The organism is Streptomyces sp. BL1 (genome assembly GCF_057628045.1).
The window spans coordinates 7476272-7496009 of the sequence record NZ_JBXYWZ010000002.1 but is presented as its reverse complement, the minus strand read 5'-3'; the positions used below and the strand labels follow the sequence as shown (position 1 = coordinate 7496009).

Annotated in this window: 14 protein-coding genes and 2 pseudogenes; 7 read left to right on the top strand and 9 right to left on the bottom strand. The window is 67.5% G+C overall.

The genetic code is table 11. The features are described from left to right. The first annotated feature begins 93 nt into the window (after nucleotides 1-93). The 7 genes and pseudogenes from AC3AGO_RS32900 (at nucleotide 94) to AC3AGO_RS32870 (ending at nucleotide 8847) form a co-directional block, all read left to right on the top strand. Nucleotides 94-831 (top strand): acetoacetate decarboxylase, encoded by a 738-nt coding sequence (locus tag AC3AGO_RS32900; protein WP_487823934.1) that lies wholly within the window; start codon nucleotides 94-96, stop codon nucleotides 829-831. 91 nt (nucleotides 832-922) lie between these two features. After that, complete coding sequence (locus tag AC3AGO_RS32895; RefSeq protein WP_487823933.1) at nucleotides 923-1939, top strand: 3-hydroxyacyl-CoA dehydrogenase family protein; 1017 nt, start codon at nucleotides 923-925, stop codon at nucleotides 1937-1939. A gap of 36 nt (nucleotides 1940-1975) precedes the next feature. Then, nucleotides 1976-3463 carry a CoA transferase gene (locus AC3AGO_RS32890; protein WP_487823932.1) on the top strand — a complete coding sequence of 496 codons (1488 nt, stop codon included), beginning with the start codon at nucleotides 1976-1978 and terminating at the stop codon, nucleotides 3461-3463. A 183-nt stretch (nucleotides 3464-3646) separates the two neighbouring features. Continuing rightward, entirely contained in the window at nucleotides 3647-4744 is a 1098-nt protein-coding gene (locus AC3AGO_RS32885) for an ABC transporter permease (RefSeq protein ID WP_487823931.1), read from the top strand. Nucleotides 4745-4832: 88 nt separating this feature from the next. Further along, the gene (locus AC3AGO_RS32880; RefSeq protein WP_487823930.1) at nucleotides 4833-6404 is read left to right on the top strand and encodes a cytochrome ubiquinol oxidase subunit I; all 1572 of its coding nucleotides are present in this window, start codon (nucleotides 4833-4835) and stop codon (nucleotides 6402-6404) included. A gap of 19 nt (nucleotides 6405-6423) precedes the next feature. After that, nucleotides 6424-7371: pseudogene (cydB, locus tag AC3AGO_RS32875) on the top strand (cytochrome d ubiquinol oxidase subunit II); the annotation flags it as partial. Nucleotides 7372-7452: 81 nt separating this feature from the next. Then, nucleotides 7453-8847: an NAD(P)/FAD-dependent oxidoreductase gene (locus AC3AGO_RS32870; RefSeq protein ID WP_487824898.1), complete on the top strand. Its 1395-nt coding sequence runs from the start codon at nucleotides 7453-7455 to the stop codon at nucleotides 8845-8847. Nucleotides 8848-9153: 306 nt separating this feature from the next. On the opposite strand, the pseudogene AC3AGO_RS32865 reads toward AC3AGO_RS32870, so the two are convergent. The 9 genes and pseudogenes from AC3AGO_RS32865 to AC3AGO_RS32825 all read right to left on the bottom strand — a co-directional run. After that, nucleotides 9154-9294: pseudogene (locus AC3AGO_RS32865) on the bottom strand (flavin reductase family protein); the annotation flags it as partial. Between the two features lie 147 nt (nucleotides 9295-9441). Further along, nucleotides 9442-12450: an NACHT domain-containing protein gene (locus AC3AGO_RS32860; RefSeq protein ID WP_487823929.1), complete on the bottom strand. Its 3009-nt coding sequence runs from the start codon at nucleotides 12448-12450 to the stop codon at nucleotides 9442-9444. A 407-nt stretch (nucleotides 12451-12857) separates the two neighbouring features. Continuing rightward, nucleotides 12858-13289: a CD225/dispanin family protein gene (locus AC3AGO_RS32855; RefSeq protein ID WP_487823928.1), complete on the bottom strand. Its 432-nt coding sequence runs from the start codon at nucleotides 13287-13289 to the stop codon at nucleotides 12858-12860. Beyond that, on the bottom strand, nucleotides 13286-13750 hold the full coding sequence (locus AC3AGO_RS32850; protein WP_487823927.1) for a hypothetical protein: 465 nt from the start codon (nucleotides 13748-13750) through the stop codon (nucleotides 13286-13288). The genes AC3AGO_RS32855 and AC3AGO_RS32850 overlap by 4 nt, the downstream gene beginning before the upstream one ends. Beyond that, nucleotides 13747-16026, bottom strand: a complete 2280-nt coding sequence (locus AC3AGO_RS32845) for a CHAT domain-containing protein (protein WP_487823926.1) — start codon at nucleotides 16024-16026, stop codon at nucleotides 13747-13749. Before AC3AGO_RS32845 ends, AC3AGO_RS32850 begins: the two co-directional genes overlap by 4 nt. A gap of 579 nt (nucleotides 16027-16605) precedes the next feature. Beyond that, nucleotides 16606-17538 (bottom strand): hypothetical protein, encoded by a 933-nt coding sequence (locus AC3AGO_RS32840; RefSeq protein ID WP_487823925.1) that lies wholly within the window; start codon nucleotides 17536-17538, stop codon nucleotides 16606-16608. Beyond that, entirely contained in the window at nucleotides 17535-17861 is a 327-nt protein-coding gene (locus tag AC3AGO_RS32835) for a hypothetical protein (RefSeq protein ID WP_487823924.1), read from the bottom strand. Before AC3AGO_RS32835 ends, AC3AGO_RS32840 begins: the two co-directional genes overlap by 4 nt. After that, nucleotides 17858-18502, bottom strand: a complete 645-nt coding sequence (locus AC3AGO_RS32830) for a transglycosylase SLT domain-containing protein (RefSeq protein ID WP_487823923.1) — start codon at nucleotides 18500-18502, stop codon at nucleotides 17858-17860. The genes AC3AGO_RS32835 and AC3AGO_RS32830 overlap by 4 nt, the downstream gene beginning before the upstream one ends. 6 nt (nucleotides 18503-18508) lie before the next feature. Then, nucleotides 18509-19540, bottom strand: a complete 1032-nt coding sequence (locus tag AC3AGO_RS32825; RefSeq protein WP_487823922.1) for a hypothetical protein — start codon at nucleotides 19538-19540, stop codon at nucleotides 18509-18511. Nucleotides 19541-19738 lie beyond the last annotated feature (198 nt).

Below are 19738 nucleotides of genomic sequence, written 5' to 3'. Positions count from 1 at the left end.
CGCGATCCCCCGACATTCCCCACGTGGGAGAGGCAAGCGCGGCCCGCGTCCACAGCGCCACGGGCCCCGTCCGGCCTCTCCCTGGAGGCCCTGATGGACAAGAGCGACGTCGCCCGGAGTTTCACCACCCCTCTGGACTCCCCGGCGTACCCCCCGGCCCGGTACCGCTTCACCAATCGTGAGTACCTCAACATCGTTTACCGCACGGATCCCGAGGTGCTGCGACGGCTGGTTCCCGAGCCGCTGAGCGTCCCCGAGCCGCTGGTCCGTTTCGAGGTCATGCGGATGCCCGACACGACGGGCCTGGGCGACTACACCGAAGCCGGGCAGCTCATCGCAGTCGAGCACGAGGGAGAAGCCGGGGAGTTCAACCTGGCGATGTACGTCGACAGCGTGCCCGCCATCTCCAGCGGACGTGAGTACAGCGCGTACCCGAAGAAGGGCGGCTCCCCCGCCCTCTACGTCGACTCCGACACCCTTGTCGGCACCCTCGACTACGGCACGCTCCGCGTGGCGACCGCGACCATGGGCTACGACCACCACGTCATGGACCTCGACGAGGCCCGGGCGGAGATCTGCGTGCCCAACTTCATGGTGAAGATGGTCCCGAACTACGACGGCACCCCGCGCATTTGCGATCTGGTGCGTACCCGGATCTCCGATATCACGGTCAAGAGCGCCTTCACCTCCCCCGCGCGGCTGGAGCTCTTCGCCCACGCGATGGCCCCGCTCGCCGACCTTCCGGTGCTCGAGGTCGTGCACGCGAGTCACATCACCGCGGATCTGACGCTGTCCCCGGTCGAGCCTGTCCACGACTACCTCGCCGTCTGAGACCGCGCACCGCACAGGCAGGCTGCGTCCTTCGCCGGCTCATCGCCTGCGTACGGCGCTCCTCGCCCTCTCTCCGAGAAAGCGCACACCCATGAACCACTCTTCCGACTCGCGGGACGACACCCTCCGGCAGGACGGCGCCACGGCGACAACTCCCTACCAGCGGGCCGCCGTTATCGGCGGCGGCGTGATCGGCATCTCCTGGGCCGGGCTCTTCCTCGCCCGCGGCCTCGATGTCGTCGTCAACGACCCGCGCGAGAACATCGACGACCTCGTCCTGACAGGCCTGGCGGAGATCACCCCGACGCTGGCCGAACTCGGGCTGCCCACGGACGATCTCACCGACCGGCTCACCTTCGAGGCCGACCTGGCCACAGCCGTCGCCGACGCCGACGTCGTCCAGGAGAACGGCCCCGAACGCCTGGAGCTCAAGCAACAGATCTGGCAGACCATCGAGCAGGCCGCGCCCGCCCACGCGCTGCTGGCCACCTCCACCTCCAGCATCCCCGCCACGGCCGTCGCCGCCGAACTGCGGCAGCCGGAGCGGCTGATCGTCGGGCACCCCTTCAACCCGCCGCACCTGGTGCCGCTGGTGGAGATCGTCCCCGGCGAGAAGACCTCCGAGGCCACCGTCGAGCAGGCCAAGGACTTCTACACGGCGCTCGGGAAGAAGCCCCAGGTGCTCCACAAGGAGGTTCCCGGCTTCGTCGCCAACCGCCTGCAGGCGGCGCTGTTCCGCGAGTGCGTCCACCTCGTCGACGAGGGCGTGGTGACCGAGCAGGAGCTCGACGACGTCGTCACCGCCTCCATCGGCATGCGCTGGGCCGTGGCCGGACCGTTCCGCACCTTCCACCTCGGCGGCGGGCCCGGCGGCCTGCCCGACTTCATCGACCATCTCGGCCGGGGCATGGAGGCCCACCTGTGGCCCTCCCTGGGCAACCCCACCTTCGACGACGCCACCGTCGCCCGCCTGGTCGGCCAGGCACGTGAGGCCTTCGGCACCGGCAACGTCGACGAGCTCGGCGCCGCACGCGACCGCGCCCAGATCGCCCTCATGCGCGCCCTCAACGAAACGCCACAGGAGCGCAGTTCCCAGCACAGCGCCTGAACACCGCCCGGAACCACACCCAGGAACGAAGAAGCAATGTCACTCACGGACAAGATCGCCACGGCCGTTGCCCACCCGGCCACCGACGACGCCTTCGACGTCGACACCGCATCGCATGAGGTCCTCGCAGACATCGGCCTGACCCCGGAGGACACCGGGGGCACGATCACCTATCAGGGCGCGGACCCGGTGGTCCCCAGCACTCTGCGTCTGGGCGCCGCCTCCGGCATCGCCATGGTCGCCAAGTCCGCGGCCGTCGCCGCCCTCTGGAAGGACCGCACAGGCCGCGGCCAGAACATCAGCATGGACCTGCGAGTGGGCCCGCACCGACTGTGCCCCTTCTACGAACAGAAGTGGGAACTCCTCAACGGCTACACCGGCGGCCACCCTTCGATCATCAACCAGGCCTTCGCCAACAACTTCTACCGCACCGCCGACGACCGGTGGATGATGCCGTTCAACATCTACCCCAACATCAAGGTCGCTGCCCAGAAACTGCTCGGCGTCGGTGACGTCCCCGAGGACGTCGCAGCCGCGATCTCGAAGTGGAACGCCCGAGAGCTGGAAGAGGCCGGCGCCGATGCCGGTTGCGTCATGCCCATGGTGCGCACGCCCCGGGAAATCCTCGCCGAGCGCCAGTACACGGACGTCCTCGCACACACGCCGCTGGTCGAGATCACCCGCGTGGGAGACAGCGACCCCGAGCCGCTGCCCGCCGAGGCCACCGCCCCGCTGGACGGTGTGCGAGCCCTGGGTATGGGCCACATCATCGCGGGCGCGGGCGCCGGACGCGCCATGGCCCTGCACGGGGCCGACGTACTGAATCTCTGGCGCCCCTACGAACTCGAGCACGACATCACCTACTTGACGACCGGCGTCGGCGTCCGGTCCGCCACGGTGAATCCGTACGCCCCCGAGGGCTTGCAGCGCATCCACCAACTGCAGGCCGGTGCCGACGTCTTCTACGCCAACCGCCGCCCCGGCTTCCTGAACTCCATCGGCCTGTCCGAGGAGGAAGCCACCGCGCGGCGCCCGGGCCTGATCTACGCCACGGTGTCGTTGAACGGCCGCGGCGGTCCGTGGCAGGACTACCTCGGCTTCGACCAGACCGCCGGCGCCCTCACCGGCCTGCTGCACCTGGAAGGCGACGGCGACAAGCCCGCCCTGCCGCCCATCACAGTCGTCAACGACTACCTCGTGTCGTGGTTCATGACCGCGGGCATCGCCGAGGCGCTGCGGCGGCGCGCCGTGCACGGCGGCAGTTACCGCGTACACGTCTCCCTCTCCCGAGTCGCCCTGTGGATCCTCTCCCTGGGCATCTTCGACCAGAACTACGCACGGCAGATCGCGGGCACCGGCGAACTCCACGCCTACCCCGACCCCGAGGTCTTCACCGCCGAGACTCCCCTGGGCCACTACCAGGGCATCACCGATCAGGTGAAGATGTCCGACACCCCCGGCTCCTACCGGCAGATCCTCGTCCCGCGCGGCTCCGGCCGCCCGGAGTGGCTGCCCACAGCCTGACCCCCAAGCCCGCATTCCGCACGGCCTGTTGATGCACCGAGGGACGGGCCGACGCCACTGCTGCGCACCGTGTCCGGCTTCGGCCGTGAGCCGGACACGGTGCCCCCGTCGACTGCCGCGACCCCCTCGGACATCGCACTCACCCTCACCCCCATTCCGTCACGCTCAAGGAGCCGGACCGTCATGACCACTCCGGATGCCAACGCACCCCCGACTGCCGATGCGGACCTCACCGTCCAGAGCCGGCGCACCACGCTTCTGCGCGTGGCAGCACACCTGCTCGCCCCGCTGCTCATCTGCCTGGGCCTGGGGGCGACTTACCTCGGCGCCTTCCACCAACCCCAGCCCCACGACCTGAAGGTGTCCCTCGTCGGCACGGCATCGCAGACTCAGCCTCTGAAGCAGGCCCTCGAGTCCAAGGCCGGGGACGGCCTCAAGGTCGGCACAGTGCCGACCCGCGAAGAGGCCCACGACCGGCTGATGGACCGTGACATCGCCGGAGCCTTCGTCCCGTCCAAGGACACGCCGGAAGTCCTGGTCGCCGAGGCCGGTTCCCACTCCACCGCTGACGCCACCGAGACCGTCTTCCAGAAGGTGGCCGAGGAACAGGGAACGAAGCTGAAGGTCACCGATGTGTCACCGCTGCCGGCCGAGGATGCCAACGGTGGCGGCCTGTTCTTCCTGCTGATCGCCCTCAGCGTGTCCTCGTACATCAGCGTGCTCATCCTGGACCGCGCGGCTCATGTGATCGGCATGCGCGCACGGGCAGTACTCGGCCTGGGGGCCTCGCTGGCCCTGAGCACCGTGGGGATCATCCTCGCCGGGCCCGTCTTCGGGGTGGTCGACGACTCCTACGCGGCGATCTGGGGCCTGGGCACACTCTTCAGCGCGGGTGTCATCGCCATCGGCCTGGGGCTGCAGACCTTCCTGAAGAGCCTGACCCCGCTGGTGCTGATGGGCTTGTTCGTCATGCTCAACCTCACCAGCGCCGGCGGCCTCGTGGGCCCGGAGCTGCAGAACGACTTCTACGCAACACTGCACTCCTTCTGGAACGGCGCGGGATTCGTCGAAGGCGCCCGCAGCATCCTCTACTTCGACCGAGCCGGCCTCGGCTCCCACCTTCTCGTCCTCGGCTCGTGGCTGGCAGCAGGAATTCTGCTGACCCTCGCCGCCGCACTCACGGAGAAGCACCGTAAGACGGCCGGTCCCGCTGCGGCCGAGCTCCAGGACCACGAAGCAGTGCCCGACGAGGAGTTGACAGCAGAGAGGTGCACGCACTGATGCGCCCCGATGCTCCACCCGCGCACATGAATTTCTCTTTTCACCGAATTCGTGAATGTGCTCACATTCACCCACGGAGGGTTCGCTGATGGATCCGGCCCTGTCCCAGGAGACCGTGGCGCGCTGGCAGTTCGGCATCACCACCGTCTACCACTTCCTCTTCGTGCCGCTCACGATCAGCCTTGCGGCCATCACCGCGGGACTGGAAACCGCGTGGGTGCGCACCGCGAAGGAGAAGTACTTCCACGCCACCAAGTTCTGGGGAAAGCTCTTCCTGATCAACATGGCGATGGGCGTCGTCACCGGCATCGTGCAGGAGTTCCAGTTCGGCATGAACTGGTCGGACTACTCCCGGTTCGTGGGTGACGTCTTCGGGGGCCCGCTGGCCATGGAGGCACTGATCGCCTTCTTCTTCGAATCCACCTTCATCGGCCTGTGGATCTTCGGCTGGGACAAGCTGCCCAGGAAACTCCACTGCACCTGCATGTGGATCGTCTCCCTCGGCACCGTGCTCTCCTCGTACTTCATCCTCGCGGCCAACACATGGATGCAGCACCCGGTCGGGTACGCGATCGACAAGAAGACCGGCAAGGCTCAACTCACCGACATCCGGGAGGCCTTGACACAGCACACCACTCTCGTCGTGGCCTCCCACACCCTGATGGCGGCTTTCCTCACCGGCGCCGCCTTCGTGATCGGCATCTCCTGCTTCCACCTGTGGCGTGCCAAGCGGGCCCGGGACGCGGGCAAGGAGTGGAGCGAGAAGCGGACCCGGCAGGTGGGCGTGATGCGCACCTCGCTGCGCACGGGACTGGTCATCGCCGTGATCGCCGGCACGGGGACCGCCCTGAGCGGCGACTCGCTCGGCAAGGCCATGTTCGAGCAACAGCCCATGAAGATGGCCTCCGCCGAGGCTCTGTGGGACACCAAATCCCCGGCCCCCTTCTCCGTCTTCGCCGTCGCCGACCCCGACAAGGGCCGCAACAGCGCCGAGGTGGAGATCCCCGGCGTGCTCTCCCTGCTGGCCCACAACAACCTCAGCGGCCCCGTACCCGGAATCAACGACATCGCGGAACGACAGGCCGCGTCCCACGGCGGATCACCCCAGGACTACATGCCCAACATCTTCATGACGTTCTGGGCCTTCCGACTGATGATCGTGTTCGGCATGACGTCCGTCGTCGCCGCCGCGGCCGGACTGTGGCTCACCCGCCCCAGGCGCCGGCTTGCCCCGCACTTCCGTACCGGTGAGAACGAAGTGCCGCGACTGATGCTCACCAAGGACCGGGAGCTCACCCCTCCACTGACGAAGTGGGCATGGCGGGTCGGCATTCTCACCATGGGATTCCCGCTGATCGCCAACTCGTTCGGCTGGATCTTCACCGAAATGGGACGCCAGCCCTGGGTCGTGAACGGCGTGATGCGCACCGCCGATGCCGTATCCCCCGGAGTCAGCACGACGCACGTCCTCGTCTCGATGAGCGTCTTCACCGCCTTGTACGCGGTCCTCGCCGTCATCGAAGTGCGGCTCATGGCCAAGTACGCCAAAGCCGGGCCGGACACCGACGACAAGCCGCCGGCCGATGACCCGCGACTGCGCATACCCCGCGGAGCGAACAGCTCCCAGGAAGGCGACGACCCCCTGACGTTCGCCTACTGACAGAAAGGAGTGAACGCACATGCCCTTGCACGACCTCTGGTTCGCTCTGATCGCCTTCCTGTGGACCGGCTACTTCTTCCTCGAAGGCTTCGACTTCGGCATCGGCGTGCTCACCCGGACTCTGGCACGGGGCCGCACCGAACGCCGCGTTCTGATCAACACCATCGGACCGGTCTGGGACGGCAACGAAGTCTGGCTGCTGTCCGCCGTCGGCGGCACCTTCGCCGCCTTCCCCGACTGGTACGCCACTCTCCTCAGCGGCTTCTACCTGCCGTTCCTCCTGATCCTGGTCTGTCTCATCGTGCGCGGCGTCGCCTTCGAGTACCGCCACAAGCGCACCGAGGAGCGCTGGCAGGGCAATTGGGAACATGCAATCTTCTGGTGCTCGCTGATCCCGGCATTCGCCTGGGGAGTGGTCTTCGCCAACATGGTCCGTGGCGTGCCGATCGACGCGCACAAGAACTACGCGGGCGGACTGCTCGATCTGCTGAGTCCCTACGCGCTCCTCGGCGGTCTGTTCACCCTGGTGCTGTTCACCTTCCACGGCGCGTTTTTCGCGGCCCTCAAGACCGTCGGCGACATCCGGGCACGAGCTCGCCGAAAGGCCCGTGCCCTGGGACCGGTGACGGTTGTACTGGGCGCCGGGTTCCTCGGGCTCACGCAGACCGGAAACGGCACCACCGGCAGCCTCGTCGCGGCAGCGTCCTCATGCCTCGCGCTGTTCCTTGCCATGACGCTGAACGGCCGTCAGCGGGAGGGCTGGGCCTTCGCGCTGTCCGGGGCCGGCGTCGCGGGCGCGTTCACCGCGCTCTTCCTCACCCTCTTCCCCGACCTCATCCCCTCCACCCTCACCACCGCGTGGAGCCTGACCACGCAGAACGCGGCCTCCAGCCCGTACACCCTCAAGATCATGACGTGGGTGGCGCTCTCGGTGACCCCGCTGGTCATCGCCTACCAGAGCTTCACCTACTGGGTCTTCCGCAAGCGCATCGGCGTCCAGCACATCCCGGACCCGCACAAGTCCCGGCCCACACAGAAAGGTTCGGTCATGCCCACTCCCCCACACCAGGCCCGGCCCCCGCGCATCCTCATCGTGGGCGGCGGCTACGCCGGCCTCTACACCGCACTGCGGATATGCAAGAAGCTCCGCAAGAACGAAGCCACCGTCACAGTCGTCGACCCGCGCTCGTACATGACCTACCTGCCCTTCCTCCCCGAAGCCGCCGGCGGGAACGTCGCCGCCCGCAACCTCGTCGCGCCCCTGCGGCCCACACTCCGGGACGCCTCCGTCGTCACCGGACGGGTAACCGCCGTCGACCACGCCCGCAAGGCCGCCACCGTCGCGCCTCCGGCCGGCGAGACCTACGAGATCGCCTTCGACTACCTTGTGGTCGCCACCGGTTCCGTCTCGCGTACCTTCCCCATCCCCGGCCTCGCCGAGCACGGCATCGGTCTCAAGACCGTCGAGGAGGCCATCGGCCTCCGCAACCACGTGCTGTGGCAGCTCGACCGTGCCGATTCCACCGCCGACCCCGAAGTCCGCCGCAACGCCCTCACGTTCGTCTTCGTCGGAGGCGGCTTCGCCGGTGTGGAGGCCGTCGGCGAGATCGAGGACATGGCCCGCGACGCGGCGAAGAACTACCGCAACATCAGCCGGGACGACATGCGTTTCGTCCTCGTCGAGGCAGCCGCACGGATCCTCCCCGAGATGGGACCCGACCTCGGCCGGTGGACCAAGGAGAAGCTCGAGGAACGGGGCGTCGAGGTCTGCCTGGAGACCACGATGGCCTCCTGCACCGACCGCCACGTCATGCTCAACAACGGTCTCGAGGCCGACGCCTCCACCATCGTCTGGACGGCAGGCGTCAAGCCGAGCCCGCTGCTCGCCGACTTCGGTCTGCCCCTCGGGCCGCGCGGCCACGTCGACACCGCACCCGACCTGCATGTCCGCGGCTTCGACAACGTCTGGTCAGCCGGCGACAACGCCCAGGTCCCCGACCTCGCCGTCGGGGACGGCTCATGGTGCCCGCCCAACGCCCAACACGCCGTACGCCAGGCTCTCGTCCTCGGCGACAACGTCATCGCGCGCCTGCGGGGAAAGCCGCAGAAGGAGTACCGGCACAAGAACCTCGGCGCGGTCGCGAGCCTCGGCCTGCACAAGGGCGTGGCCATCATGTTCGGCAAGTACCGTCTCAAGGGCCGCCCGGCCTGGTGGTTCCACCGCCTGTACCACGGCAGCCGCGTCCCCACCATGAACCGCAAGATCCGCGTCTTCCTCGACTGGACCCTGGCCGTCTTCCTCCGGCGCGAGACCGTGGGCATACCACAAATGGCACACCCCAGGGCCGAGTTCGTCGACGCATCCACCCCCGGAGCAATCTCGCGTCCGGACCGAGCCGCCCAGGACCTCCCCTCGGTTCCGGACGGCAATCGCACGGTGTGAGCCGTACGTGCCCACCACCCAAGGACTGCCCGACGCATCGACTGCGGTGCTGCCGGGCCGTCCACGGCGGCCCGGCTACCACTCTGCAGACCGCCCTCGCCCAACAGGGCCGAATCTTGCCGTGGATGACCAGAGCGCTGGTGCCTGTGGAGGTGGAGAAATCTTCGACCGGACACCGCACTCATCTGAGGCGATGGCCTCGCCCCCGACTCACCACGCAGGGCAATCTCTCGGGCTTCTCCGGCACCCGCCCCAGGCCGGCAGAGACCAACGGATAACCTCGACGCCGCGATACCGTCTTCGTCAGAACTTCGCAGGCGCCAGATTCACCGTCTCGTCGGCCGCGATGGTGGACACCCAGGCGATGGGCCGCGGCACCACGGTGGCGGTCAGCAACTTGTAGAAGTCCCGGCTGGCCATGGACTCAGGATCAAAGTCAACACGCATGATCCGCAGTATCCCCCGCGAGGCGGCGCCACACGTTAGCCGGGGACACGGCACGACCAACCGCGACCTGCAACTGATGGTGCCCGGCGTCGGGAAGCAACGAGCGCCAGCCGCGCGGGAGACTCATGTGGCGCCTGCGCAGGACGGTCAGCGTTGGAGGTTGAAGTGACTGAACAGGTCGGGGTAGTGGGTTTCGACGTGGCCGAGGAGGTCAGTACGTAACTCGGCGTGCGCATTGCTCGACAGCGTTTCGAGGATGGCCCGGGCATCATCCGAGCGGAGACGCGGCAGGTCTCGATCCAGTAGGGCGAGCATCAGTGGGCACAGGCGCCGCGTGACCGGGTCGTCGGGAACGAGGAATCGGAAGGCCATGCTGATCCGCCGGTAGCCCTCCTTGATCTCCTGAGGAGGCATCGATCCCCCCTCCAGCCACAACCTCAGCAGGTCCTGTGCGGCCGAAGTGGCAGGTTCCCTCGCGCCGCCGTTGAACGTGGTGATCAACGGCCCCAGCGACTCGAACAGCGGGCGCAACGCCAGGAGCAGCACTCCATCGTTCGTCCCGGCCGAGACGTCCATCTTGTGCCACATCTCGTTCCAATAGGTGCGGTACCAAGAGACGTTCTCCTCACCCTGCGGGACTCGGAAGAGCCAGTGCGCGTCCACTGGCTCCGGTGAGGTCAACTCGCCCTCCCTGAGGGTGATTTCAAGGTCCCGGCGCTGGCTGTTTCTCATGCGCCGCACGCTCAGCGAGAGAGCGAAGTCGGTCCACTGCTCCTCGTCGAAGGACGATCGCCACAGCAGAGCGTGTCTGTGCCAGCCGACAGCGGGATCGCTCGACGTGGGGAAGAGCGCGCCGGCAGTCGTTCCACTGGTCAACAGCACGGCGAGCACGACCAGGTTCGCACTGTAGATCCCGTGCCGGGAGGCGGCACGGACGCGCCGGGGAACGTACGCGGGATGTGGCTGCTCAGCGCGCAGCTCCCGTTCTCCCAGAACCCGAATAACAAGGTGCCCCAGGTGCTCCCGCTCCCGCGCTGGCAGCTGATCGACGCGAGCTCTGGCGAAGCGGAGCATCTGCCGTGAGGAGAGGGGCGCGAAGGACAGCAGGGCGAACAACAGCTCGTCGTTGATGGGTTCACTGCCCATCGACAGCACCGGTCGGTGGTCGAGGAGCCCGGTCAGGAGCTGCACCGCGAGGCGCACCGCCAGATACTCACCGAACGTGGCGTGCAGAAACTCGTAGGTGGACAGCGTCTGACCGTCCCTGACCGACTGCGCGCGCTGGACGAAGAAGAAGCGTCCCAGCGCGACTTCGGCCTGTCCCAACGCCGCGCGAAACCCGGACGGCTGTGTCGCGGGGCGTCCGAGGAGTGCCGCCAGGTCCTCATCCAGTTCGGCTGCCGAGACCCACTGGCGTCGCCGGTTGAGCATCGCGAAGGCAACCAGCGAGAGCCGTTGGAGCTCCTGCTCGACGCGGGCTTCGACCTGGGTGCCCGGTATCGCCTCGCGGGCGTCCTTGCTCACTTCGCGGTGGGCGAATGAGCTGAGCAGTGCCTCATAAAGATCGGCCTCACCCAGCGAAAGTTCGTCTGCACCGTGCAGGTCATTCCCCGCTGCGTGGTAGAGGGCCAGCATGGTCAGAAGCAACGGCTGCTCGGCTAGGGATCGATGGGGTTCGACGAGCTCCCAGCCGAGCGGAGGCAGCCCCATGGACCGGAAGTTCATGGCGTTGGACAGGTTCCAGTGGTGAAGCCACACCTGGATCTGCTCCTGGCGGAAAGGCTCGAGGCGCAGCGCGACCGAGCCCTGTGGGTAGCGTGCTCGGTCGGCGACTGCGGTACGGCTGGTGACCACGGCCAGGACCGGGCGTCCCTGCTCCCGTTCTCTCTCCTGGAAACGGGCCACACGCACCAGGAAGTCGTTCTGGTGCACTCCGGTGGTCTGCAGCAGCTCATCGAAACCGTCGATCAGAACGACTGGCAGCGCGGCACCCGCAGATCGCACTAGTTCGGGCCATGTGGTCTGCTCTCCGGTGTCGCTGCGGATCGCCTGTTCGATCTGGTCCTGGATCTCGTCGTCCGCGTGCACGTCACGTAACGACACCCGCACCGGTAGGAACCCGGCGGCGGGCAGCCGGGCTGCGAGGATCCGGATGAGCACGGACTTGCCGGCCCCCGGGTGACCGAGCACCAGGAGGGGAGCCATCAAGAGCCCTTCCGAGGTCAGTGCGCCGGCCAGATACTCGGTGAAGTCCTGGCGCACCGTAGTCCGCGTCCACCACTCCTCATCCGCCGGGCTGCTCTGCCCATCCACGTCACGCACCCGGAAGTCGGGGTCCAGATACACCTCGCCCAGCGTCGGCACGCGTATCCCCTCTGGCGCTGATTCGGCGTCCAGGACGCGCCGGGACAACGCCGACTGGTGTGCCTGCGACAGAGCGTTGGCGATGTTCACCGGCGGCCGGTGCAGCGCGGCTGACCCTGACAACAGCGTCTCCAGTCTGGCCAGCGCCCGGCGCATCTCGGCTCGTGTGGCCTGATGCTCCACCTGACCGGACCAGAAACGGAATTCGGGGGCTTCAAGCACGAGGCGTGCGTACAGCGCCTCGTAGTTTTCGACGGCGCGCCGCGGCACCGCGGCCCGCAAGATGTCCGCGGCTTCGCCGCGCTCGGTCTGGTCCAGGCGCTCCCACAGGGCCAGTCCCCACAGGAAGTCGTGCACACGGGATGCCAGGTGCCCGTACCAGTCCCGGAGTTCGGCGATGTGGTCCTCGTAGGGAAGGTGAGGTGCAGGGCGCGGCGCGTCCACCTGCGCCATCGTGGATGCGACATCCTCGTCGCCGCCTTGCCGGCCGGAGGCCAACGTGAGCTGCTCACGGCGGGTCAGTTCCACGTCGTCCAAGGAGAAGGGCAGTTCGGCCTCTTCCAAGGCATCGAAGAAGGCGAGCACCACAATGACGGTATGGGCCGCCTCTACGACAACCGTCCGTTCGACTCGTCCTTCGGTACGCCCCAGATACGCGCCCAGTCCACGCGCCGCGTCGCGGCCCAGGCCGAGGATTCGCCCGCGCGCCCCGAACAAGTTGAGCACGTCGCTGCTCAATCCTCCGGTTGCCAAGTTGAGCGCGCTACCGATCGCACGGTCAAGGGCCGCCATCGCAGGACGGTCTCCGCCCAGAAGCACCAGCGCATCTCCGAACGAAAGCAGCCTGCGCGGTCCCATAGCACCCCCTGGCGTGCACTCCCCCGGACGCCGGTCCCAGCGTGGCACGGAACGAACGGAATGAACCTCGTGGCACAGCCGGGCGACGTCCCATCGAGCGTGGAAACGTCACGGTCGAGGTGCAAGGCGGCACTTCGACACCTATCTCGATCACCGCGAGCTGCTCAACAAGCTAGCCGGTGCCGAGGACGGGTTCGAGTGGCGCATCGCAGCCGACCGCGACCCGGATTTCGACGGGCGTGTGAAGACGCTCGACCTCGGCTATCCGCACCTGGGGCGCGAGAGCGACGACGTCGTGCTCACCCACCCCGGCTGCGGGGAAGCTCGTACCCGCACCGCCGTCAGTATCCCGACGAGGTGCTCGAGGCACTCGACACGATGACGATGAGAAGCACGACGGCGCCGACCGCGGCGCTCACCAGGCACAGCGCCTTCGCCCTGTTCGACGCTTTCTGGGCGCCACCGTAGTCGTACGCGTTGAGCTTCGTCGTGACCTGAGCGGCGAAGACTATCGCCGCGATCCCGGTGGGCAGGAAGCAGAAGAGGGTCACCAGTACAGCCGGGAGCATGTAGGTGCGGGGCTGCGCGGTATTCGACGGCATGGTGGAGAAGAAGGGGGGCCCGGTCCGGGGTGGCTGGCTGGGGTGCTGGTGGGGTGGCGGTTGCTGATGGCCGGCCGAAGTGCCGTCCTGCCAAGGGGTGCTGTCCCAGTCGTTGCCGGAGGCGGAACCCTCCGGAGGGTTCTTCATGTCCTTGTCCGATCTCTGGATCACGCGTCGTGACGGTTTGTGAGCTGCTGCCAGCTGCCGTGCTGCGGCTGCCAGAGCCACTGCCCCGGTCCCGTGCCCGGGTCGAGAGCGATCGCCTGCCGGAATGCCTCCTCTGGGAGGTCGCCGGTGAAGACGAACTCCGCTCCGGTGCGGGCCGATTGGATGACCACGCCCTTGGGTGCGTCCGTCGGCTCGGCGGTTGCTTCCCGTCCTTGGCCCAGGAGCCGGTGGACGCACTCACTCAGTGCCTCGAAGGCCTCGTTGCCGAGGCGTTCGAAGACCGCACGCAGGAAGGAGTGCAGAGCCGGGGTGGCCAGCATGACGAGGACGTAGCTCTCCGCGCCGCGGCGGGTGGCCTGAGAGCGGCACACGGCGCCGATCCCTGCCGTGCGAAGCGCCGCCTCGGTGTCCAGCGCCGCGTCGGGCGGCAGGGACGCGGGCCAGAAGATCTCAACTTCCGTCATGTCTGCATCCCTTCCGGCGGCGCCGGTACTTCGGGGCTCAGCGGCCACTGCTCCACGACACCGTCCGCGGTGCCCGTCACGATGCCTTCGCCTCCTGAGAGCACGCCGATGCCTACGGGGAACCCGCAAGCCCTGCCCTGTGCGGTGCGTTTACCCGAGCTGTTCCACAGGGTCAGCGCCCCGTCGTCGGATGCCGCAGCCAACAGCGCGTTGTCTGAGGAGAGAGCCAGGCTGCCCACCCGTGCCTCTTGACGGATACGCAGCAGCAGGCGCCCCTCCCAGTCCCACAAGCAGACACGACCGTCCGACCCTCCTGTCGCGACGCGGCCGGCGGTTGCCGCCACTCCGGCGACGGGCTGGGGGTGCGGCCATGTACGGATCAGCCGCCCGTGGACGTCGAGTTGCCGCAGCAGCCCGTCGCCGGTGGCGACGAGGAGGTGGCGGTCGTCAGGCGTGAAGCTCAGGGCACCCACGGCCGCGGCGGGGGTGCGCTCGATGAGCGGATCCAACGGCAGATCGCGTACGCGGGAGCCGTTGGTGTCGTAGACGTGGAAGCGCCCGTTGCCGGCGGTGGCGAGCCACCGCCCGTCGGTGCTGAAGGCCAGCGCCTGCATCTGTCGAGGACGTCCGGGCAGCACCTGTACGGGAACCTCTGTGGCCACGTCCCACACCACTGTGCTGCCGTCTTCGTGCAGACTTGCCACGTGTCTCGGCCAGGGACTCCACGCCACCTGGAAGGGCCTGCTTCCCTGACGGAACACACAGTCGGCCACGAGATCGGCGGTGGCGGAGGAGGCGACGCGGACGCTGCCGTCGGCGCAGGCCAGGGCGAGCAGATCCTTCGGGCCCAGCGCCAGGTGGCAGCAAACACCCAGCGACGGCAGCGACTTGGCCCTGCGGAGCTCTCCGGGAACGGCCCCGCTCTTCGGGACCCGGGGCGGCTCGCCGACCGGCCTCGGCGGCAGGAAGGCAGAGGTGCCGTGCTGCCCGCCTTGCCAGGACGCAGCCGAGGGCTTGGCGGTGCGCTTCCCCAAGAAGGCCGTAACTCTGGTGCGGATCGCGTTCTGCAGGTCCTGGATCTGGGATGGTCCTGCTGGGGCGGGCCGGGGAGCGGTGGGCGGCGGAGGCGTCATGGGGGCCGCGGCCGGGGCTTCTGGTTCTTCGGGCTGCGGCGGGGTCTCCGGCAGCTTGAACACCCAGGGGTCTTCAGAGGCGAGGAAGAGCACCGGAGTTGCCCATTCGAGTGTTCCCGCCAGGGTCATCTTGACGCTCTCCCGCGCCAGCATCATGGAACGGTCCACCGGCAGACCCTGCGCTATGCCCGTATAGAAGGAGGAGGCGAAGGTGAGCGCCGCCGGATCGGTGATCTCGTACTGCATGGCCACCACCGCGGGAACCCCTTCGTGGATGATGCGCGCGGCGGTGCTGGTGAAGACTCCCTCGGCTCCGCAGGTGGCTGACTCGCAGGCGTTGAGGACGATGAGCCGAAGCTGCGGGATCTCACGCACGAGCGTGCCGAGGTCGGTGCCCGAAACGTGTATCGATGCGCCGTCCTCCGCGGTCAGCTCGATGTAGCCCGAGTCTCTCTCGTCGTCGAAGCCGCCGTGGCCCACGAAGTGCAGCACGTGCGGCCGGCGGTCGCGGACGGCCGCAGCCACTTCGCTCCACTTGTCGCCGGCGAGCCACTCCACGGAGACGTCGGTACTCATCCCCTGCAACGCACGGGAGATCTCCTCGCGTTCACGTTCCGATTCGAGCGTGGGCAGGTCGGAGGGACGAGCCATGACGCCCAGGACGCGCAGGGGCGGAGAGAGGGGGAACGGCTCTGCGGACTCCATCAGCTGCGGCGAGCGCACCATGGAGACACGTAATGCGAGGTAGGCGTCCCGGGCCGCGGGGTCGACAGTGAACTCCCAGGGAATCCGGGAGAGGTTGGGTCCGGTTGGGGCAAGCAGCAACCGCAGGGCAACCCCCTGCGCCCGGGCCTGCTTGCGGCACTGTTCGAAGAGCAGGCGGACGTCACCGGTGAACACGGAATCGGTGAGACGCTCGCCGAACTCACGGGTCGTGCGCTCGACCGCCGCGGCCCGCCGGGTGATGACGGGGCTGGCCGAGCGGATGAGCGCCTTCTCGACGTCGGACAGAGCGATGCGCAGCGCCTCTGCCGTCAGCGGGGCCTTGACCTTCGTCGACGCGCCGCCCAGCGGCGACGTACAGACGATCACCCAGTCATTGTCCGTCTCGACCAGATCCAGGCGGAACCGGATATCCTCCATGATCGGACCCTCCCCCGAGGTGCCACGTGAAAGACGGCTGTTCACATGCTACCGACGGATTCGCCGTAAAGGTGGTTCCGGTCGGGACAGTTGACTTCCCGCGGTATGCCGGGGCGATTCCAGCAGCACGCCAGGAGCCAGAAGGTGTGTGCGGCCACTGGGGTGCCTCGGAATTGTGTACAGACTTCCCTCCAGCACCAGTGGTCCAGAGGAAATTCAGCACCTCGGGCAGATGGGTACTCCTGAGCCAGCGGCCACCGTGGTGGAAGGGCCGTTCTCTCGCCTGATGCTCACCGCACCCAGGTGCCGCCGTCTACCGCTCATCGGAGAAACGGCCTGCCCGGTGCCGCAGGGAGAAGGACCCACGAGTGGACAGCACCGCCACGGAGGCGCCGGCTGACCCCCTGTCGGGAGGAGGCGCGAAATAGGCTTACTCACTCCCGCACTTGAGATTCCGTTTATCCAAGCAGCAACACAAGAGCAGTATTTACTGTCGAATATTCTCCACTCAGATGAATATGGACTCTACCGCTCTGGAATTCTTCTTTGCCGCATCCCGGCCGCGACGCCGAGAGGCCGTCAATCGTCTTGCGGTGCGAACCGGGCACGCACCCTGCTCTGCCACAGCGCGATGCCGCTTTCGTTGACGGGCCAGGTCGCAGCGAGCCGGGCAGCCACGTCTCTGGGGTCGGAAGCGAGGAAGTCGACCACAGACCTTATACCGATGCGTACGAGGGCCAGGGCGAAGGCAGTGGGGATGCCCACCGTGAACAGCAGTGTGTAGCAGTCCACGATGGCGGGCTCGGGCAAATTGAGTTCCGCGAGGGCGAGGCGCGCGGCCGGACGGCCCAGTACGGCCGCGAGTTCGGCGACATCGAAGACACGGCGGTCGCGCAGCAGGCGTATCTGCTCCCGTTCCAGGATGCCGAGGTCGTCGAGTTCGACGGAGGGGGCTGCCGGGGCGGGGGCGGGGGCGCCAGGAGCCGGACGGACGGTGAGCCGCAGCGGAGGCTCTCGCGCGGTCTCCGATTCGGTGATCTGGGCACGGAATCGGCCCAGTTCATCGACGCTCGTGGTGGCGGGCAGGGACAGTTCGACCTCTGCGGTGAAGGCGCCGCCGGGCGTCGGATAGCGCGAGAGCTCCGTCTGCATCCGTCCCGCGGCCGCGGCGAGCGCAGCGGCCACCTCTCCCAACGTCGGTTCACTCGCCACCACTTCGGTCAGCAGGATGTCGATCGTGCCGTTCGGATCCCCGGGGCGGGCGGCGAAGCGGACAAGCGCCGGCCGGGTGGGCAGTACACGCCCGCCGCGTTCGACCTGGACCAGAAGCGTCGGTGGCCAGGCGCTGTCGTCGGGGAGGTCGAGACCGACGCTGAAGGAGCCGTCCTCGCCGCAGCCTGCACGGTCGCGCGCGAAGAGGTCGCCGCGGTGGTCATGCCACAGCGTCGCGACGCAGCCCGTCAAAGAGGCGGGCTGCGGGGCATGTACGCGCCCCCGCACAAAGACCTTCATCCGATGCATCCTCGGCGTCCGAGAGGAATTCCGTCCTCGTCCAGCGCGTCGGCGAAGTCGGTGAGAGCGCTCGGCCGAAAGGTCACCGTCACCGTGAGACGGCCCGGGCCGCCCCAGTGCGGGACAAGGTGCACTTCGGGCGGTCTGTGCCGCGAACAGCCGACGGGCAGATGCAGCATCACCGTATCGAGGGCGTAGCCGGTCGGCGCCCAGCCCGTCTCCCCGAAAGCGTCGACAGAGACACGCGCGGAGGCGTCGAGCACGTGCTGTGTTCTGCTCAGTGCTGTGCCGAACGCGACCAACAGCCGGTGCAGTTCCGTCACGTCTGGTCCTTCAGCAGATCCTGGTGGGACATGGCCGGTACTGCCGAGGAGGAGGCGAGAACGGAGACGGCGTCGTTGTAGAAGCGCACGAACCGGTCACAGTGCTCACTGGTGCCGATGGGGTACTGGCGCAGTTTCCACCGGTTCTGACTTCCCGTCTGTTCGTGCAGCCCGCCGGAGTTGTAGGCGGCTGCGACCAGCGGGGGATCCAGGCCGGTCTTCCGGGCCTGGCCCGCGATGTATGCACAGCCCGCCTCAAGGGAATTCGGTGCCTCCAGCAGCCATTCACGGGAGACGCTCATCAGCAGGGTGTTGGCGGCCGTGCTGATGAGCGTCTGCATCAGACCGGGGCTGACCTTGTGCGGCGTCTTCTCGTCGCTCACGTAACCGGGCTCGAAGCGGATGGCGTCTGCCCGCCCGCCGGTCTCGGTGCAAATGTTCGCCACCACGAGCTCGGCAGGCATTCTGTGATGCCGCGTCACCTTGTTGATCGCTGTGGCGTACTGTCCCCACACGCGAGTCACGGTCGCGGGACTGCCCTTGGTGCGCTCCACCCCGGAGTTCTCGATCTCCACGCCCAGGTCTGTGAGGCGCCAGCGCACGCTGTCCGGGAAGGGGCGGTGCCAGTCGAGGAGACTCATCCCGGCTCAGAACCGCAGCGACAGCGACTCGGCGACCAGGCCCAGCGAAACCCGCACGACCGAATCAACCGGAGGAGCCTGGTTGTCGAAGAGGGCGCCCGTCCGCTTGAGCGTAACGGTGATCTTCCCGTCGGCACCCGTGGTGGTCGAACTCAGCGCGTAGTTCAGCCCGGACGGTTCCACCCGGACGCTGAGCGTCTTCCCCGCGTTGGCCGAGCCGTCCGTCTTCTGGCACTCGACGTTCACGGTCACCTGCCGGCCGGTGACGATCGGTTGACCGTTCGCGTCCTTCCCCATGATGTCGCTCACCGAACCACTGGAGAGAATCAGCCTCGGCCCCTTCTGAAGAATGAAGGGGCGGGGCAGCTGGACATCGTTGCGGCGTGTGAGCGTCGCCTCCAGGTGCAGGCTGCCCGCCGCCGTGTCAGTGCTGGAGGCGGTGCCCACGCTGAGACTCGTGTTGCTGTAGCTCACGCCGGCGCTGACCGAGCCGGTCACGTTGAACATCCCGAAGTCGGCCCGTCCTCCGGCATAGCCGTACAGCGAGGAACTCTGGATGTTCAGGCCATTCTTGCCGTTGAACTCGCTGACCTTCATGTCCGCCTCGAGGTACACGCGTTCCCACGCGTACGCCGTGGGCATCAGATAGTTGATGAGCGGTAGTTCCGACTCCAGAGCATTGCCCTGGGTCATCTTCCCCTCGTCGTCGATGACCTGCTCGTAGATCGAGATCACTTTGATCTTCTGATCGGACAACGCCTGGGCCGTTTTCACCAGAGTCTTGTCCAACTCGGTCTGAGACTTGGCCACCGCCAGTCCGATCGCCTCGACGAACGAGCCCAGCGCCGGTCCGCCCTTGGCCAGTTCATCAGTGACGTCGGACTCCGCAGCAACTTCTGCCCCCGCCCGCTCGGCGAGCGCCACGCCCCCTTGTGCACCCACCGCTTCGACCTGTTCCTGTCCTACGGTCTGCGTGCTGATGACTTCAGCTTCCGTCTCCGCCGGCTTCCGCTCAGTGGGTTCCTTCGGCTCGGTCATTTCCAGCCCCTCCCCGTCGCACGGCCCGCAGCGATGCGTACGGCAGAAACCGTGCCGACCCGAGGCCGATCGGCCTCTGCCTGCGGTCTACCGACGGCAGTGAGTGAACGCAACACGAAGGACGGAGCAATGCAGGCCGGACCCGTCGCTGTCGCGCTGCAAACTGCCCGCGAAGCCCGGCCACGGGAACGTAGGCAG

Excerpts from the sequence above, each read along its gene's own strand:
- AC3AGO_RS32860 (WP_487823929.1), bottom strand. The coding sequence starts at position 12,450 with ATGGCGGCCCTTGACCGTGCGATCGGTAGCGCGCTCAACTTGGCAACC.
- AC3AGO_RS32830 (WP_487823923.1), bottom strand. The coding sequence starts at position 18,502 with ATGAGTCTCCTCGACTGGCACCGCCCCTTCCCGGACAGCGTGCGCTGG.
- AC3AGO_RS32850 (WP_487823927.1), bottom strand. The coding sequence starts at position 13,750 with ATGACGGAAGTTGAGATCTTCTGGCCCGCGTCCCTGCCGCCCGACGCG.
- AC3AGO_RS32900 (WP_487823934.1), top strand. The coding sequence starts at position 94 with ATGGACAAGAGCGACGTCGCCCGGAGTTTCACCACCCCTCTGGACTCC.
- AC3AGO_RS32880 (WP_487823930.1), top strand. The coding sequence starts at position 4,833 with ATGGATCCGGCCCTGTCCCAGGAGACCGTGGCGCGCTGGCAGTTCGGC.
- AC3AGO_RS32885 (WP_487823931.1), top strand. The coding sequence starts at position 3,647 with ATGACCACTCCGGATGCCAACGCACCCCCGACTGCCGATGCGGACCTC.
- AC3AGO_RS32895 (WP_487823933.1), top strand. The coding sequence starts at position 923 with ATGAACCACTCTTCCGACTCGCGGGACGACACCCTCCGGCAGGACGGC.
- AC3AGO_RS32870 (WP_487824898.1), top strand. The coding sequence starts at position 7,453 with ATGCCCACTCCCCCACACCAGGCCCGGCCCCCGCGCATCCTCATCGTG.
- AC3AGO_RS32845 (WP_487823926.1), bottom strand. The coding sequence starts at position 16,026 with ATGGAGGATATCCGGTTCCGCCTGGATCTGGTCGAGACGGACAATGAC.
- AC3AGO_RS32840 (WP_487823925.1), bottom strand. The coding sequence starts at position 17,538 with ATGAAGGTCTTTGTGCGGGGGCGCGTACATGCCCCGCAGCCCGCCTCT.
- AC3AGO_RS32890 (WP_487823932.1), top strand. The coding sequence starts at position 1,976 with ATGTCACTCACGGACAAGATCGCCACGGCCGTTGCCCACCCGGCCACC.
- AC3AGO_RS32825 (WP_487823922.1), bottom strand. The coding sequence starts at position 19,540 with ATGACCGAGCCGAAGGAACCCACTGAGCGGAAGCCGGCGGAGACGGAA.